Genomic DNA, 18,381 nt, shown 5'->3' with positions numbered 1-18,381 from the left:
CTTTAAAATCAATCATTAAAAAGAAGATTAATGCAATTATCAGAACAAGAAGTTGTACGTAGAGAAAAACTAGGAAGATTACGTGAATTAGGGATTAATCCGTATCCAGCGGATTTATATCCTTTAAATTCAAATTCTAAAAAAATAAAAGCTGATTTTTCTGAAGGAAAACAGGTTGTTATTGCTGGTCGATTAATGTCTCGTCGTATTCAAGGAAAAGCTTCTTTTGCTGAATTGCAAGATAGTGAAGGTCGCATTCAAGTTTATTTTAATCGTGATGAAATCTGTACTGGTGAAGACAAAAATTTATATAATGAAGTCTATAAAAAGTTATTAGATATTGGTGATTTTGTTGGTATAGAAGGTGAATTATTCACTACACAAGTAGGTGAAAAAACAGTTTTAGTTAAAAAATTCATCTTATTAAGTAAGTCATTAAAACCTTTACCATTACCCAAAACAGATGCTGAAGGAAAAAAACATGATGAATTTAACGACCCTGAATTACGTTATCGTCAGCGTTATGCCGATTTAGTGGTAAATCCACACGTAAAAGAAGTGTTTGTAAAACGAACCAAGTTATTCAATGCAATGCGTCAGTTTTTTAATGATGCTGGGTATTTCGAGGTTGAAACTCCGATTTTACAACCTATTCCTGGTGGTGCAGCGGCAAGACCATTTACTACACACCATAACGCATTAGATATTCCATTATACATGCGTATTGCAAACGAATTATATTTAAAACGTTTAATTGTTGGTGGTTTTGATGGTGTGTATGAGTTTTCTAAAAATTTCCGTAACGAAGGAATGGATAGAACACACAATCCTGAATTCACAGCAATGGAAATCTATGTAGCTTACAAAGATTACAACTGGATGATGGATTTTGCCGAAAAATTATTAGAGTATTGTGCTATTGCGGTTAACGGAACTTCTAAAGCGACTTTTGGGGAGCATGAAATAGATTTCAAAGCCCCTTACGCTCGTGTTACCATGGCAGATTCAATTAAACATTTTACTGGTTTTGATATTACAGGAAAAACGGAAGTTGAGATTTTTGATGCTGCAAAAGGTATGGGGATTGAAGTGGACAATACCATGGGTAAAGGGAAATTAATTGATGAAATTTTTGGTGAAAAATGTGAAGGTAATTACATTCAACCAACTTTTATTACAGATTATCCTAAGGAAATGTCTCCATTATGTAAAGAACATAGAGATAACCCAGAACTTACTGAACGTTTTGAGTTAATGGTTTGTGGTAAGGAAATAGCAAATGCCTATTCAGAATTAAATGACCCAATCGATCAACGTGAGCGTTTTGAACATCAGTTAAAATTAGCAGCTAAAGGAGATGATGAAGCAACTGAATTTATAGATCATGACTTTTTACGTGCCTTAGAATATGGTATGCCTCCTACTTCTGGTATGGGAATAGGAATGGATAGACTTATTATGTTCTTAACAAACAACCAATCTATTCAAGAGGTATTATTCTTCCCGCAAATGCGTCCGGAGAAAAAAGCTCCTTCCGTAGAGTTAAATGATGATGAAAAAGCATTGTTAGCTTTAATTGAGAAGTCAGAAAGAATTGATTTAAACGAATTAAAAACACAATCTGGTTTAAGTAATAAAAAATGGGATAAAACGATTAAAGGCTTAACCAAACACAAACTAGCTAAAGTCGAAAAAACGGATGATGGTTTATTTGTAGAAATCATATAATTTTATATATATTAAAAAGCAATCTCACTCGAGGTTGCTTTTCTTTTTACATCTGTTTTAATTAACTTTATCTTCTCATAAAGATCAATTTCTGGTAAAAACTCATTATGAAAAAATCAATATTCATATTATTCCTTCTATTCATTTCAAACTACACATTTAGTCAGAAGAAAGCCTATGTAATTTATAATTCTAAAGGAAAGAAAGTATCTTATAAAAAAATGATTAGAGTGCTTTCTAAAAATAATATTGTCTTGTTTGGTGAGCTACATAACAATCCTATTTCTCATTGGTTACAGTATGAAGTTACAGAAGACCTAAACAAACAAAGACAACTTATCCTTGGCGCAGAAATGTTTGAAGCAGATAATCAAAATGAATTAAACGATTATCTAAAAGGAACTATTAACTCTAAAGCATTGGATTCTTTAGCTAGATTATGGCCAAATTATAAAACTGATTACGCTCCATTAGTAAACTTTGCCAAAAAGAACAAACTTCCGTTTGTGGCAACCAATATTCCTAGACGCTATGCAAACAAAGTATATAAAAAAGGCTTTGAGGTACTAGATTCCCTTTCTTTAGAAGAAAAAACATGGATAGCTCCTCTTCCAATAACTTTTGATAGTGAATTACCAACTTATAAAAACATCTTAAAAATGATGGGAGATCATGGTTCACCTAAATTGGTAATGGCGCAAGCAATAAAAGATGCAACCATGGCTCATTTTATATTGAAAAACTACAAGTCAAATTATTTATCAATACATTATAACGGTGCCTATCATTCCGATAATTATGAGGGGATTTTATGGTATTTAAAAAAAGAACGAAATGATTTAAAATATGTAACAATAACCACTATTTTACAGAAAAATGTAGATAAATTATTAGAAGAAAATCACAAAAAAGCTGATTTTATTATTTGTGTAGATAACAATATGACAACCACCTACTAAATAAAGCATTAATAATCAAATAACTAAATAAAAAATCACTTCATAAGATATTTAATTTTTTCATAACTTTACTAGGCTATGAAAAAATTATTGAACTACTTACCTTTTCATTTCTTGACATGCCTTATTGCAGGTATATGCATACAACATTACACCAGGATTTGGGATTTTAATTTTCTACACTCAATTTTAGGTTTTATTATTTTTCTAGTGATATTAATGACTTTTCATCGATTAGCTAAAAAACAACTATTTGTAATAACGAGCCTTTTATTTTTCTCGTTTATAGGAATAACTTCCGTTTTTATAAACGATGATACAAACTACAAAAGCTACTATACTAATCATATAAATTCAAATTATTCAGCTGTTTTAACTATTAATAAAGTATTAAAGCCTGGTAATTACTATGATAAATACGAAGCAGTAGTTTCACAAGTCAACAGTCAAAAAACTAGCGGAGAGATACTTCTTAACATTCAAAAAGACTCACTTATTAACAATTTGAAGGTTGATGATAAGCTTCTTCTAAAGCCAACGTTTAAAGAATTAATTCCACCATTAAATCCGCACCAATTTGATTATAAAAACTACTTAGCAAAACAAGGAATTCATCATCAGGTTTTTGTGAATAACACTGACTTTAAAATTGTTGGTCAACGAAAATTTTCTTTTGTTGGATTATCCGCAGCTTTTAGAAATAACATTCAACAATCACTATTAAAACATAACTTTTCTAATAATGAATTTGCCGTTATAAATGCCTTATTATTAGGACAACGGCAAGATATTTCGAAAGATCTATTAGAAAATTACACAAAAGCAGGAGCGATACATATCTTAGCTATCTCTGGTTTACATATAGGTATTCTATTATTAATATTATCTACTATCTTAAAACCCTTAGAGACCTTTAAATATGGGACGATTTTTAAAACAATTTTGATTGTTTTACTACTTTGGTCGTTCGCTTTTATTGCTGGATTAACCGCATCTGTTGTTAGAGCTGTAACGATGTTTACATTTATAGCTATTGGTGATTCTTTTAAGAAAAAGAAAATCATTGAACATTCTTTAATAACTTCCATGCTTGTAATTCTACTCGTAAAACCTTTGTTCCTTTTTGATGTTGGTTTTCAGTTAAGTTACTTGGCTGTTTTTGGAATTATTTGGGCACAACCTATAATCTATCAAATTTGGAAGCCTAAACTTTGGTTATTGGATAAATTTTGGCAACTAACTACTGTTTCTTTAGCTGCACAAGCTGGAATATTACCTATTAGTTTATTTTATTTTCATCAATTTCCAGGATTGTTTTTAATATCAAACTTAGTGATAATTCCCTTTTTAGGAGCAATTCTACTTGGAGGAATCCTCATTATCATTTTAGCTTTATTAAATACTTTACCACAATTTTTAGCAGACTTCTATGGGTTCATAATTCAACAAATGAATAATGTTGTTAACTGGGTTTCACTTCAAGAATCATTTCTTTTTACTAGAATTTCGATGTCTTTTTGGTTAATGCTTGTCTGGTATATTTTTATTATAACATGTTTTCATTTTATTATACAGAAAAAACCTAAACAGCTTATAAACTTATTAGTTTCAATTCTGTTAGTGCAATCAGTATATGTATATGAAAAACACCATAGAAACACAAAACAAGAATTGATTGTATTTCATAAAAGTAGAAATGCTATTATCGGAAATAGAAATGGAAATCAATTTTTAGTGTATCATGATTTTGATAGCATAAAAATTAAACAACAAAAATTACTGACTTCTTATGAAATTGGAGAGAATATTCTACCAAAAACTAATACTAAGAAACTCAATATTTTTAAATTTAAAAAAGACCAAATTTTATTTATTGATAGTTTAGGTATTTATAAAGTATCAAAGCTTGAAAACCCCATCATAATCCTTCAATACTCTCCTAAAATCAATTTGAATCGTTTAATTAATAAAGTTCAACCAAAGCAAATAATTGCTGACGGAACGAATTATAAAAGTTATATAAATCGTTGGCAAGAAACTTGTCTAAAACAAAAAACACCATTTTGCTATACGGGACAAGATGGTGCTTATATTATAAATTAAAAACGTTTACAAAGCGCTTTTAAAATTCTTTTCAAAATCTGGCCATGGTGTTTTCTTATGGGTATCTCCACTAAAGAAAGCTAATATTTTTTCAAATCTTTCTTTTGCCAAATAACCAGGAACTGTTTGTATTAATTGTTGTTCTGCATCAAAAAAAGCAGTGGAAGGATAACTCATTTTACCTTTCATGATAGCTGCTGCTAATTCATGATACTTACTTCTACCTTGTTGCACAAATTTAAAAGTCTTTCCTTTAAAATTGATGTCTTTTTTGCCTTCTCCATCCATCTTAACAGCATAATAATTATCATTAATATACTTTACGATAATTTTATTCTTATATGTAGAAGCATCCATTTTTTTACACCAACCACACCAGTCTGTATATAAATCTACCAAAATAGGTTTTGGATTCGCTTTATTCAACACTAAAGCTTCTTCAAAAGACACCCATTTCACATCTTCCTGTGCTTGTATCGCAATGGCACTCATCATAAAAAATGCCGCTAAAATTATTTTCTTCATATCTTCTTTGTCTCAATAAGTATTCCAAAATTACAAAAAAAGCTACTAAGTTTTTAAAAACTAGTAGCTTTAATATATTTTATTCTATTACAAACTATTTTACACCGTGCATTAACTTTCTCATCAATGGATTTAATCCTGCTATAATCAAACCAGCAACAACAGGTATTATAGCAAAAATTAGGAAAAAACCAGATATAGAATATGCTTTTTCAATCTCCTCTATATAACTCCCTACTGTTCCTGCTAATTTATTACCCATTGCTATGAATAAATAATAGAAACCGAACATAAATCCGATCCACTTTGCTGGAACTAATTTACTTATGTACGAAAGACTTACTGGTGAAATACACAACTCTCCCATTGTGTGAAATAAATATGCTGCAATTAACCAGAACATACTCACTTTTAAAATTGGTTGTCCAGAAACTATATCCTGAGATCCCATTGATAAAAATCCAAAACCTAATCCTAGTAAAAGAAGTCCTAAACCAAATTTCATTGGACCTGACATATTATACTTACTTTCCCACCACTTAGAAAATAAAGGAGCTAAAGTAATTATGAATAAAGAATTTAAAATACCAAACCAAGTAGCAGGTACCTCAACACTCTCTTTTGAAAAATCTACATATATTTTCCATCCAACAATTCCCCAAATAATAATAAAACTAATTGATAATATCATATTACCTATTGCATATTTTGAAAAAGTCTTTTTAAACAACATATATAAAACATAAGTAATAATTCCAAGAGGAATAATAGTCAATAATGCATCAATATATTTAAATAGGGTTCCATAACCTCCTATTAAATTTCTTTGCGTGTATTCATTAGCAAAAATTGTCATCGACCCCCCAGCCTGTTCAAAAGCAGCCCAGAAAAAAACAGTAAAAACACAAAATACGCCTACTGCTATTAATCTATCTATGATGATTTTTTTAGGTGTTTTTTCTTCTGATAATTCCTTTAACCTCAAATCTTGATCCCCATCTTTTCCTATTTGTTCTAGCTTTATAGCTTCAATTTTTTTTGGTGACAAACCAATATCACCGAAAATATTTTGAGTAAAATAAAACTGTAACATTCCTATGAACATAAAAATACCTGCTAAACCAAAACCTAATGACCAAGAATAGTTTTCTCCAATATATCCACAAAGCATAATACCTAAAAAGGCACCAGCATTTACCCCCATATAAAATATAGAATAAGCACCATCTTTTTTATCTGAATGATTTTTATACATGTTAGATATAATAGAGGTCATATTAGGTTTAAATAAGCCATTACCAACCATTAAACAACCTAACCCGATATATAAAAAAAGTGGTGTTTCAACTGCCATCGCCGCATGACCTAAAGTCATTATTAATGCTCCTAAAATAACCGCCCATCTATACCCTAATAATTTGTCAGCAATTAATCCACCAAAAACTGGTGTTAGATAAACACCCATTGTATAAGTTCCATATAAAGATAAAGCTTCTGCTTTTTCCCAACCAAAACCACCTTCACTTATAGATGTTATTAAAAATAAAACTAAAAGTGCCCGCATTCCGTAGTACGAAAAACGTTCCCACATTTCTGTAAAAAATAGCACGAATAATCCTGCTGGGTGTCCTAAAACTTTGTCTTTAAATAGATTTTCTATATCTGTACTCATATATAATTAATTTGATTGATTGTTCTTAATGTACGTTACCCATTAATTTTTTCATTAGCGGCGAGAATAATAATACTAGCACTCCAGCACCTAAAGCATATTGAGCTATTAATCCAAAACCATCCGTATAAATCGCTAAGGTTTGTAATCCTCCTACATTAGCATCTGTACTTTCTACTGCCAATTGTTTTGAAATAAATCCTACAATTTGAAAAGCATAAGCAGATGATAAGAACCAAATACCCATCATAAAAGCTACAATTCTTTTTGGTGATAAATCAGTAATTTTTGACAGTCCAACAGGAGACATAAATAATTCTCCTATAGAAATCACAAAATACATAATAAACAAATACGCAAAAGGAACCATTCCTTTTTCATCTGCACTTGCTCCACTTATTGACAAAATGTAAAAGCTTAAACCTGCCAGAATTAAACCAAAACCAAACTTATAAGGAGTTCTTGGATTTAAATTCTTTTTTGATAAGTATGCCCACAATAAGGATATAGGAATAGCTAAAATAATGATAAACATAGAGTTTAATGCATTAGTTTGACTGGCGTTCATTAAAGTTAGATCTACATTTCTAGACGCAAATAAGGTAATTACGCTTCCAGATAACTCATGGAAGCCCCAAAATAATGTCATAAAAAATGTAATTAAAATTGCCATAAACAATTTTTTACGCTCATCTGAAGTCGCTTTCATTAAAATATTCCCTAGGTAAAGTACAACTGCAACCCCTATTAATTTAAAAATTAAACCAACAATTGTTTCATCGCCTAAAAAAGATTCTCCTCCAGCAATAGATTTATAAGAAGCTAAAATATATGCAATTAACGGCACACAAAGAACAGCTATTATTGGAATTAATGTTTTTTGAGGAACCCCCGCAATTTTCTTCTCAAAAACTTCTTTGCTTGGAGGTAATCCTTTATCTCCAAAAATATTTTTCTTAATTCCACTCCAGAAGAAAATTAATCCAGTAAGCATTCCTATACCAGCTAAACCAAATCCGTAATGCCAACCATATTCGGCTGCTAACCATCCACAAAGTAAAGGAGCTACAAAACCACCAATATTAATTCCCATATAAAAAATAGTGAAACCAGAATCTTTTCTAACATCACCTTCCTTATACAACGCACCAACAAACGTCGATATATTTGGTTTAAAGAACCCGTTACCCACCACAATAAAAGCCAATGCTAAAAAGAAAGCTGTATTATTTTCAATCGCCAATACAAAATGCCCAATTGCCATTAAAATTCCACCTAAAAAGATAGAACTTCGCATTCCTAAAATCTTATCAGAAATTCTACCTCCAATTACAGTAGAAGCATATACTAAAGATCCATATGATGCATAAACAACAGCTGTTGCTGCATCTCGTTCAGAAATCGCTTTAAAAATCTCTTGCACCATGTAAAGTGTTAGCAATGCTCTCATTCCGTAGAAAGAGAAACGCTCCCATAATTCAGCAAAAAACAAATAAAACAACCCTTTTGGATGCCCGAACATTTGCTTTTCTTCTGATGTACTAATCGAATCTACCATATATTATCCTTTAATTTCTGTTGGTTTGTCTTTGTTTACATTCAAGTTTTCTTGAATATAGTTTGTCATTTTAGTAAATAAATGCAATCTCGTATTTTTCCCTTTGTAAATTCCGTGAGTTCTATCTGGATACACAAATAAGTCAAATTGTTTATTGGCCTCTACTAAAGCATTCACCATTCTCATGGTATTTTGAACATGTACATTATCATCTCCCGAACCATGAACTAACAAATAATTTCCTTTTAATTTATCAGCATAGTTTATTGGTGAATTATCATCATAACCACTTTCGTTTTCTTGTGGTGTTTGCATATAGCGTTCTGTATATACAGTATCATAAAAACGCCATGATGTAACTGGGGCTACGGCAATTGCAGTAGTAAAAATATCATTCCCCTTTAAAATACAATTAGTACTCATGAAACCACCATATGACCATCCCCAAATACCAATATTATTTTTATCAATATAATTTCTTTCTGCAAGTTGTTTTGCTGCTGCTATTTGATCTTCAACTTCGTATTTTCCTAATTCCTTTTGAGTTACTTTTTTAAAATCGCGTCCTTTTAATCCTGTCCCTCTCCCATCAACACAGACAACAATCATTCCTTGCTGTGCTAACATATTGTGCCAATAATCATTACTCCCATTCCAACGATTTGCGACTTGTTGTGATCCTGGACCAGAATATTGAAACATTAACATTGGGTATTTTTTATTCTCATCAAAATTCGCAGGTTTTATCATCCACATATTTAAGTCGTTTCCATTCACATTTATTGTTGAAAACTCTTTTGGACTCATTTTGTATTCAGATAATTGCTCTTTTAAATTGGCATTATCTTTAATTACTTTCAGCATCTCTCCTTCTCCATTATATAAAGAATAAATTGGAGGAATCTCTGATGTTGAATGTGTATTGATAAAATAATGCATGTTTTTACTGAAAGATGCTGTATTTTGACCAACTTCGTTACTTAATATTTTTTTGTTTTTCCCATCTAACCCAATTGAATAAACACCTCGGTTAATGGATCCGTTTTCTACAGATTGATAATAAACTTGGTTGTTCTCATTATTAAAACCATAATAATTAGTTACTTCCCAGTCTCCTTTTGTCACTTGGTTTTTGAGGTTCCCATTGGCATCATAGTGATAAATATGGTTGTATCCATCTTTCTCACTGGTCCAAATAAAACTATTGTCTTCTAAAAATGTTAGATTATCTTGAATATCAACATAAGCATCATCTTTTTCATTTAAAATTACCTTTGAAGTTCCATTTTGAGCATTTACAAAATACAAACTCAAATCATTTTGATGGCGGTTCAATGTAGTTACACAAAGTGTATTCGCATCGTTTGTCCATTGAATTCTTGGAATATATTCATACTCTCCTACGCTTAATTTTTTAGTAGAATTAGTATTGATATTAAACAAATGTAAAGACACTTTTGCGTTTTTTTCACCCGCTTTTGGATATTTAAAAACTTGCTGACTTGGGTATAAAGAATTACCGGTAATATCCATAGAAAACTCATGAACATTCGTTTCATCAAAACGTAAAAAAGCAATATAATTACTATTTTTATTCCATCGAAAAGCACGTACAAAAGCAAACTCTTCTTCATACACCCAATCGGTCGTCCCGTTAATTATTGAATTAACTTTCCCGTCAGAAGTAACCCGTGTAACTTTCCCGTTTACTAAATTTTTGATGAATAAATCATTATTTTTTGTATAAGCCACTTTTTTACTATCTGGCGAAAATGTAGGCTCTTGAATATCTTCTCCAATTAATGTTACTTGTTTTGAAGTAATATCATAAACAAAGAATTTTCCTTTTGAAGAATGTCTATATACTTTTTTGAAATCTGTACCTAATAACAATTTTGTTTCGTCATTATTAAACTCGTATGATGAGAATCTATCGATCTCTTTTAAATCTGTACTATTAACTATAGTTGCGACCTTTTCTAAAGTTTCATAACTATACTTATCTACAGTTGTTGATTTTGTTTTTTTATCAGTATTTAACAACGAATAAAAATCACCATTCATAGAATTTAAAGCATTCATTCGCTCAGGAGAAAATGTCCCGTCCCAAATTTCTTCGAGTGTAATCTCTTTAGTTCCTGTGGTAAAGTTTGTTGTTGATTTTTTATCGTTCTTACACGATAATAAAAAGATACTGAAAATTGCTAGAAAGCATATTTTTTTCATCAGAATATGTTGTTTGTTATAAAGAAAGGCCAAGTTTACGTAAAAATCACCAAAATTTACATTAAATTAACAGAAATCTGTGTTAATAGTCCTCTTTTTAAGTGAATCAATTATCTTTGTCGACACATAAAAAGATGTAGATAAATGTCTAAAATCGTTTCTGGATTTTCAAAACTTACAAAAGAGCAAAAAATAGATTGGTTAGCAAAAAATTATTTTGAGAATCAACCTGAAATCATAAAAACTATAAAACAATATTGGAATGTAGATGAAAAATTACAACAGCTTCATGACGACTTTATAGAAAATACAATTTCTAATTTTTACATGCCTTACGGAGTGGCTCCTAACTTTGTAATTAACGGACGAGAGTACGTAATTCCTATGGTGGTTGAAGAAAGTTCGGTAGTTGCTGCTGCTTCTTTGGTTGGTAAATTTTGGAGTACTCGTGGTGGTTTTAAAACTCAAGTAATTTCTACCACCAAAATCGGACAGGTTCATTTTATATATGCGGGCAACAAGAATAGTTTACAAGATTATTTTACAAAAAATAAAACAGAATTAAGATCTGCTACTGCTTCCATTACCAAAAATATGGAAAAACGTGGTGGTGGTATTTTAGACATAGAATTGATTGATAAAACGAATCAATTAGACAATTACTACCAACTTCATGTTACTTTTGAAACCAAGGATAGTATGGGGGCCAATTTCATCAATTCGTGTTTAGAAGCTATCGCAAGAAAGTTTCAAAAGGATGATATTGAAATTGTAATGAGTATTCTTTCTAACTACGTTCCTGAGTGTTTAGTTAGAGCTGAAGTTAGCTGTAAAGTTGAAGAATTAGGTGGTAAAAATCCTGAAAAATTCGCTCAAAAATTTGAACAAGCTGTTAAAATAGCTGAAATTGAACCTTACAGAGCCGTTACCCATAACAAAGGAATTATGAACGGAATCGATGCTGTAGTTTTAGCAACAGGAAACGATTTTAGAGCTATTGAAGCAGGAGCACACGCCTATGCTTCTCGAAATGGAAAATATTCAAGTTTAACACACTGTGAAATAAAAGACGGGGTTTTTAGATTTTGGATTGAACTTCCATTAGCTCTCGGAACCGTTGGCGGATTAACGGCTTTACATCCAATGGCAAAATTATCGTTAGATATGATGCAAAAACCTAGCGCGAGAACTTTAATGCAAATTATTGCTGCAGCTGGTTTAGCTCAAAATTTTGGTGCTTTGCGTGCATTAACCACCAAAGGAATTCAACATGGTCATATGAAAATGCATTTGATGAATATTTTGAATCAACATCATGCTACTGAGCAAGAAAAGGAAGAAGTTACTCATTATTTTGAAGGAAGAACAGTTTCTCATAGCGCTGTAGTTGAAAAACTAAATAGTATGAGAAAACCAGCCATAAATTGGGTAGATTTTTCAGACAACATAAAAATTAAAGAAAGCTTAAGCAAATTACCAGCTAAAGCAAAACCATTATTTGGTAAAATGAAAGGGCAACAAATGGTAGAGCATTTGAGTACTGTTACACAAATTGCTAATGGAAATTGGAAAGTAGATAGTTATGTTTCTGAAGAAAAACAAGCACGAAGAAGACCTTATTTAAATACTGATGGTGAATTGCAGGTAGGTTTTAAAGCTCCTTTTTTATCAGAAGATCCAACTCCATTAAAATTTAAATCGATGGATGAGGCTATTGAAGATTTAATAAATCAAGTAAATCATTTTACAAAAGTTTTTACTGAAGATAAAAACAGAATTGTTGTTCATCCTTTTTTTGGAGAGTTAGATTACGATTTCTGGAAAAAATTTCAAGTAAAACATTTCACTCATCATTTTAAACAATTTGGATTGGTATAATGCGACACTATTCTAACGGAAAACTTTTATTAACTGGCGAATATGTAGTGTTAGACGGTGCAAAATCGTTAGCAATTCCTACTAAATTCGGACAAGATTTAATTGTTGAAACCATTAAAGAGCCCCAGCTTATTTGGGCTAGTTTCACCAATACTGGAGACTGCTGGTTCGAAGCTTCTTTTGATTTACCTAAACTTCGTTTAACTTCTGCAACATTTAACTCAGATAAAGAAGGAAGCGCAGAATTCATTGCAGAAACTTTACATAATATCTTACAAGAAGCTAAAAAATTGAATCCTGATTTTTTACAAACTGAAAACGGTTTTGTAGTAAAAACGAACTTGACTTTTCCTCAAAATTGGGGATTAGGAAGTTCATCTACTTTAATAAACAATATTGCTTCTTGGGCGAAAGTGATTACTTTTCAATTACTTTGGAATGCTTTTTCCGGAAGTGGATATGATATTGCTTGTGCACAAAACGACTCGCCTATTTTTTATCAGTTAGAAAACAAGAAACCCAAAATTGAACCAGTAGATTTCAATCCTAGTTTTGCTGATGAATTGTTTTTTGTGCATTTAAATCAGAAGCAAGATAGTAGAGAAGGAATTGCTCAATACAGAAAATACAATCAAAATATTCAGCAAGAAATAAATGATATTTCTGCTTTATCTGATGAGCTTATTAAAACAAATTCAACAAAATACCTGAATAAAATTATTGTAGAACACGAACGAATTATCAGCTCAATCATCAAATTACAACCTGTTAAAAACAATTTATTTTCTGATTATTTTGGTGAAGTAAAAAGTTTAGGTGCTTGGGGTGGTGATTTTGTTTTAGTCACAGGAAACGAGGACTCCAAAAAATATTTTAATCAAAAAGGATTCAATACAATTCTTTCTTACAACGAAATGGTTTTATGAGTAAAGTAATAATTATTGGAGGTGGTGCAGCAGGATATTTTACAGCCATAAATGCTAAAGAACAGAATCCTGATTTAGACATCACTATTCTTGAAAAAGGAAAAGATGTTTTACAAAAAGTAAAAATATCTGGTGGTGGTCGTTGTAATGTAACTCATGCCTGTTTTGAGCCAAAGGAATTAACAAAGTTCTATCCAAGAGGAGAAAAAGAGTTATTAGGTCCTTTTCATCAATTTATGACAGGTGACACTTTTGAGTGGTTTGAAAACCATGGCGTTCCTTTAAAAATTGAAGGAGACAATCGTGTTTTTCCTGAAGCTAATACATCTCAAGCTATTATTGACTGTTTTCAAAAAGCTGTTAATAAACTAAATATAAAAGTGTTAACAAATCATGGAGTCATTTCAATTTATCAACAAGGCTCAACTTGGATTATTAACACAAAAAACGAGCGATTTATAACTGATAAATTGGTTATTGCAGCAGGAAGCAGTAAGAAAATATGGGAGATGTCTCAAGACTTAGGACATACCATTATTGATACTGTTCCGTCGTTATTCACATTCAATATTAAAGATGCAAGGCTTATTGATTTAGGTGGAATTTCAGTACCTAATACTACTGTTAAAATCTTAGACACGAAATTAGAAAATTACGGTCCGTTGTTAGTTACACATTGGGGATTAAGCGGTCCTGCAGTTTTAAAATTATCGGCTTTTGGAGCGAGAATTTTAGCCGAGAAAAATTACAATTACAAAGTTGAAGTGAACTGGCTATCTAAATCATCCGAAGAGATTTTAGAAGAACTAAATCAGTTAAAAAAAGTAAATGCTAAAAAACAGATCGGATTAAAATCACCTTTCGTTGAAATTTCTAGACGTCTATGGGAAAGACTTGTTCCCGCTTCAAACATAAAAATTAATCAAAATTGGGCAGATTTAAATAAAAATCAGCTTCAAAACTTAGCTAATCAGCTTACTAAAGCAACGTTTTTAGCTAATGGAAGAACTACTTTTAAAGAAGAGTTTGTAACCGCTGGCGGAATAGATTTAAAAGAAATAAATTTTAAACGTTTTGAAAGTAAACTTCATAAAAACCTCTTTTTTGTAGGTGAGATTTTAAATATTGATGCCGTTACTGGCGGATTTAACTTTCAAAACGCTTGGACTGGTGGTTTTATTTGTGCAAATGCGTTAGCGGAAGACTAATTACTCTTCCTCATCAGATTCATAAGTATTAAACACCAAAGTATAACCGAATTCTTTTGCTTCAATATAAAATTCTTTTTGATCTTCATCTACATCATTTTCATCTTCAAGATCATAATATTCTTCGTCGATACTTTCTACCTTCCAACCTTCTTCTTCAATATAAAATTTAGAAAGTTGCATTGCACCTTCAATATCAGCATAATCAATATAAAGACTTACATAGGCTCCAACTACCTTATCGTAATATTCTGAATCTTTGGTTGGAATTGCGTGTACGTTTATTAAATACATAAGAGAAATTTTTAAGGATAAAGATACTTATTTTTTTATGTGAATGTGTTAAAAAATTAATAACTCATTACCGTTCCAAAATATAACAATTGAAATGTTTTAACATCTAATAATAAGTAATTCATCGCCATCATCATACCATAATTAGTTTTGTCGTAAAACAAATAATTAAAGTAATCTATTTTATTTTCCTCACCGTCATAATAATCTACATTGGTCTTAAAATGATTGTCTGCAAAATCATTTAAGTGTGTTAAACCGTGAACATTAATTTTTGTAGATAATTGATATAAACTATCAATTTTTATCTTCAATTGACTTCCTTTTAAGGATAGACCTCCTCTATTTGTAAAGAGTACTTTTTCATAAAAATCGTCTTCTAACAATTCATACAGTACTCTTTCCGAATCTACTTCTTTTTGTATTATTTCGATGTAGCTACTCAAATTATTTGACACTCTATTTAACTCACCAATTTTTTGCTTCACTTGAAAAAACATAAGGGGCTTATCCTCTGCTTTTTTCTCAAAATCTAACGTTCTTGCTTTAATAACATCTTTACTAACATTTATCGCTTCTTTTATAGAATGATGTGCTGAATACGTAGAAAAATTGTGTTGCGCATTTAAATTAAAACTTGCACAAACAATAAAAAAAAGAAATGTGATTTTGATTTTCATAGCATTCATTAAAACTTTAGAAATATAGGGTAATTTTCTTAAAATTATTAATTTTAGTCTGCTAACTCACCACGATGTGGTTTTAAAGCATCGCGAAATGTTTTCATATAGACCTCATCTACAATGATATACGCTAAGGAATGAAAATCGTTTAGTTGATTATGATTTATTTCGTGAAAATGTAGTTTTTCTATTTGAGAAAACTCTTTTAAATGAATGCAATGATGTTTTGCGGTTTCTAATCCGTCAGGACCTTTGAAATCCCAAATCAGTTTTATTTTTCTATTCACAATTGCTAGTTTAAAACGCAAAAATACCTATTTCTGAATTCAGAAATAGGTATTTTAATCAACTAATCAAAAAAATGATTTTATTTCTTTTTTAAAATGAGCCCAATAATTCCCAATCGAGCAATTAAGAAAACTATCATTCCAAACACTGGCGACAACAAGCCTACCTTAATACCACCTGCTAAAACATCATAAGCTATATCACTATTTACAGATAATGTGTCCAGTGCTGTAATCATACCTATCATATGACCTAAAAACCCCAAACCAAAGCAAATAAACTAATAGAACTAATTAATTTTTGTAACATTTCGTTTGCATCCCCTTTTACATAAGCATACACTGTTAAACCTACACAGGTTAATAACATTAAAAATAGTGGATACATAAAAAAAGGACCTCCTTCATTTAATCTATCAAAAAATTGTCCAAAAAATAACGGCTTCATAAATTGAGTAATCATAAATAGTAAATTTTAAAATTATTATGTTTCAAAAGTATACACAACCTTTTCTTATTATTGTTGATGATGAGCCAATGGCAAGAGAAATTCTTTCCTCTTTTGTAGCTAAAGTTCCGAAGTTGGAATTATTGAAATCATGTTCAAATGCTATGGAAGCTTTTGAAATTTTGAACAATCAACAAGTAGATTTACTCTTTTTAGATATTAACATGCCGGAAGTATCTGGTTTGTCTTTGGCTAAATCCATCAATAAAAAAACAAAAATAATTTTCACAACCGCTTACCGTGAATACGCAATAGACGGTTTTGATTTACATGCTGTTGATTACCTACTTAAACCCATCGCTTTCGATCGTTTTTTACAAGCTATATATAAACTTTTCGAGCTTGCGAATACCTTAAAAATAGACAACGTTTCCATAGGTGATAATCAAAAAAACGTTTTCTTTTTTGTTCGTACAGATCGTAAAATGATCAAAACAAACTTTGATGATATTTTATATATTGAAAGCCTGAGTGATTACATAAAAATACATACTCTACAAAAAACAACTGTTACAAGAGAAACTATTAGTAATATTGAAACCAAATTACCTTCACAAAGTTTTCTACGAATACACAGATCTTATATTATAACTATTTCCAAAATCTCATCTTACACAAACGAATTTATAGAAATTAATAAAAAAGCAATTCCTATTAGCAGAAGCTACAAAGAAGATGTCTTTAAAAAGCTACAAGATATTTAGCCTTAAAACAGCTATATTTGTGCAAATTTTTAGCTTTGAACACATCAGATTTTATATACACACCTACAAACAAATCAGTAGAAAAAATTAGTTTTACTTGGCAAACACCTAGTAATATTGCCTTGGTAAAATATTGGGGAAAATCAAATCCTCAAATTCCCAAAAATGCATCTATCAGCTTTACACTTAATAATTGCCATACAATTACAACTATAGATTTTGAAAAAAAATCATCAAACAATATTGAGTTTGAGTTGTTTTTTGAAGGAAAAAAGAAAGACGATTTCAAGCCAAAAATAGCTAAGTTTTTTGAGCGAATTTTAGCCTACTGTTCATATATTTCTGAATATAGTATGGTTATAAATTCAGAAAATTCTTTCCCACATAGTAGTGGAATTGCTTCGTCTGCGAGCGGCATGAGTGCAATTGCCATGTGTTTAATGAGTTTAGAAAAAGTATTAAATCCAACTATTTCTGAAGATTTTTTCAATAAAAAAGCATCCTTTTTAGCTCGTTTGGGCTCTGGAAGTGCCAGTAGAAGTATTGAAGGTCCGTTAGTAGTTTGGGGAGAACATCCTGAAATTGAAGAAAGTTCGGATTTATTCGGAGTGAAATTCCCTTACAAAATACACCCAGTTTTCGAAAATTATCAAGATGCTATTTTATTAGTGGACAAAGGTGAAAAACAGGTTTCAAGTACCGTTGGTCATAATTTAATGCATAACCACCCATATGCAGAGAATCGCTTTAAACAAGCAAATGAAAACTTATCTATACTCTCTAAAATCCTACAAAATGGGGAGATTAAAGAATTCATCAATTTAGTTGAAAGTGAAGCTTTAACATTACACGCAATGATGCTGACTAGTAATCCGTATTTTATTTTAATGAAGCCCAACACTATAGAAATTATTAATAAAATCTGGGAATACAGAGCTGAAAACAATAGCAATATCTGTTTCACTTTGGATGCTGGAGCTAATGTTCATGTACTTTATCCAGAAAATGAAAAAGACTCTATTGATCAATTCATTAAAGATATTTTATCAAAATATTGCCAAAAAAATCAGTATATTTGCGATGTTTTGGGTTTTGGACCTAAAAAATTGCAATATTAAAAGA

General features: G+C 30.7%; 17 protein-coding genes. 8 read left to right on the top strand and 9 right to left on the bottom strand.

The features are described from left to right. Positions 1 to 30: 30 nt before the first annotated feature. From lysS to C7447_RS05255, 3 genes are all read left to right on the top strand, one after another. The gene (gene lysS, locus C7447_RS05265; protein ID WP_148869436.1) at positions 31 to 1,728 is read left to right on the top strand and encodes a lysine--tRNA ligase; all 1,698 of its coding nucleotides are present in this window, start codon (positions 31 to 33) and stop codon (positions 1,726 to 1,728) included. A 107-nt stretch (positions 1,729 to 1,835) separates the two neighbouring features. Then, positions 1,836 to 2,687, top strand: coding sequence for a ChaN family lipoprotein (locus C7447_RS05260; RefSeq protein WP_148869435.1), 852 nt, complete (start codon positions 1,836 to 1,838; stop codon positions 2,685 to 2,687). A gap of 78 nt (positions 2,688 to 2,765) precedes the next feature. Further along, positions 2,766 to 4,790, top strand: coding sequence for a ComEC/Rec2 family competence protein (locus C7447_RS05255; protein ID WP_148869434.1), 2,025 nt, complete (start codon positions 2,766 to 2,768; stop codon positions 4,788 to 4,790). Between the two features lie 6 nt (positions 4,791 to 4,796). Here C7447_RS05255 and C7447_RS05250 read toward each other — a convergent pair whose 3' ends face one another. The 4 genes from C7447_RS05250 to C7447_RS05235 form a co-directional block, all read right to left on the bottom strand. After that, positions 4,797 to 5,315, bottom strand: a complete 519-nt coding sequence (locus C7447_RS05250) for a thioredoxin family protein (protein ID WP_148869433.1) — start codon at positions 5,313 to 5,315, stop codon at positions 4,797 to 4,799. Positions 5,316 to 5,409: 94 nt separating this feature from the next. Beyond that, positions 5,410 to 6,987 (bottom strand): peptide MFS transporter, encoded by a 1,578-nt coding sequence (locus tag C7447_RS05245; RefSeq protein ID WP_148869432.1) that lies wholly within the window; start codon positions 6,985 to 6,987, stop codon positions 5,410 to 5,412. Between the two features lie 25 nt (positions 6,988 to 7,012). Then, the gene (locus C7447_RS05240; RefSeq protein WP_148869431.1) at positions 7,013 to 8,545 is read right to left on the bottom strand and encodes a peptide MFS transporter; all 1,533 of its coding nucleotides are present in this window, start codon (positions 8,543 to 8,545) and stop codon (positions 7,013 to 7,015) included. Positions 8,546 to 8,548: 3 nt separating this feature from the next. After that, a complete protein-coding gene (locus tag C7447_RS05235; protein WP_148869430.1) occupies positions 8,549 to 10,771 on the bottom strand; it encodes a S9 family peptidase in 2,223 nt (740 codons plus the stop codon). A 144-nt stretch (positions 10,772 to 10,915) separates the two neighbouring features. On the opposite strand from C7447_RS05235, the gene C7447_RS05230 reads away from it, so the two are divergent. Genes C7447_RS05230 through C7447_RS05220 form a run of 3 tightly spaced genes read left to right on the top strand, consistent with a single transcriptional unit; the run spans position 10,916 to position 14,783 of the window. Then, positions 10,916 to 12,649, top strand: coding sequence for a hydroxymethylglutaryl-CoA reductase, degradative (locus tag C7447_RS05230; RefSeq protein WP_148869429.1), 1,734 nt, complete (start codon positions 10,916 to 10,918; stop codon positions 12,647 to 12,649). Beyond that, on the top strand, positions 12,649 to 13,575 hold the full coding sequence (locus C7447_RS05225; protein ID WP_148869428.1) for a GYDIA family GHMP kinase: 927 nt from the start codon (positions 12,649 to 12,651) through the stop codon (positions 13,573 to 13,575). The genes C7447_RS05230 and C7447_RS05225 overlap by 1 nt, the downstream gene beginning before the upstream one ends. Further along, the gene (locus C7447_RS05220; RefSeq protein ID WP_148869427.1) at positions 13,572 to 14,783 is read left to right on the top strand and encodes a BaiN/RdsA family NAD(P)/FAD-dependent oxidoreductase; all 1,212 of its coding nucleotides are present in this window, start codon (positions 13,572 to 13,574) and stop codon (positions 14,781 to 14,783) included. The genes C7447_RS05225 and C7447_RS05220 overlap by 4 nt, the downstream gene beginning before the upstream one ends. Here C7447_RS05220 and C7447_RS05215 read toward each other — a convergent pair whose 3' ends face one another. From C7447_RS05215 to C7447_RS05200, 5 genes are all read right to left on the bottom strand, one after another. Next, the gene (locus C7447_RS05215; RefSeq protein ID WP_148869426.1) at positions 14,784 to 15,077 is read right to left on the bottom strand and encodes a hypothetical protein; all 294 of its coding nucleotides are present in this window, start codon (positions 15,075 to 15,077) and stop codon (positions 14,784 to 14,786) included. Between the two features lie 56 nt (positions 15,078 to 15,133). After that, on the bottom strand, positions 15,134 to 15,757 hold the full coding sequence (locus tag C7447_RS05210) for a hypothetical protein (protein WP_170245918.1): 624 nt from the start codon (positions 15,755 to 15,757) through the stop codon (positions 15,134 to 15,136). Positions 15,758 to 15,810: 53 nt separating this feature from the next. Beyond that, the gene (locus C7447_RS05205; RefSeq protein WP_148869424.1) at positions 15,811 to 16,047 is read right to left on the bottom strand and encodes a hypothetical protein; all 237 of its coding nucleotides are present in this window, start codon (positions 16,045 to 16,047) and stop codon (positions 15,811 to 15,813) included. Positions 16,048 to 16,127: 80 nt separating this feature from the next. Then, entirely contained in the window at positions 16,128 to 16,286 is a 159-nt protein-coding gene (locus C7447_RS14760) for a hypothetical protein (protein WP_170245916.1), read from the bottom strand. A gap of 14 nt (positions 16,287 to 16,300) precedes the next feature. Next, a complete protein-coding gene (locus C7447_RS05200) occupies positions 16,301 to 16,510 on the bottom strand; it encodes a hypothetical protein (protein WP_148869423.1) in 210 nt (69 codons plus the stop codon). A 23-nt stretch (positions 16,511 to 16,533) separates the two neighbouring features. Between C7447_RS05200 and C7447_RS05195 the strand changes: the two genes are divergently transcribed. Continuing rightward, positions 16,534 to 17,259: a LytR/AlgR family response regulator transcription factor gene (locus C7447_RS05195; RefSeq protein ID WP_148869422.1), complete on the top strand. Its 726-nt coding sequence runs from the start codon at positions 16,534 to 16,536 to the stop codon at positions 17,257 to 17,259. 35 nt (positions 17,260 to 17,294) lie between these two features. Beyond that, entirely contained in the window at positions 17,295 to 18,377 is a 1,083-nt protein-coding gene (locus C7447_RS05190; RefSeq protein ID WP_148869421.1) for a diphosphomevalonate/mevalonate 3,5-bisphosphate decarboxylase family protein, read from the top strand. Positions 18,378 to 18,381 lie beyond the last annotated feature (4 nt).

Source organism: Tenacibaculum adriaticum (genome assembly GCF_008124875.1).
Taxonomy (GTDB): Bacteria; Bacteroidota; Bacteroidia; order Flavobacteriales; family Flavobacteriaceae; genus Polaribacter; species Polaribacter adriaticus.
This window is presented reverse-complemented; position numbering and strand designations above follow the sequence as displayed.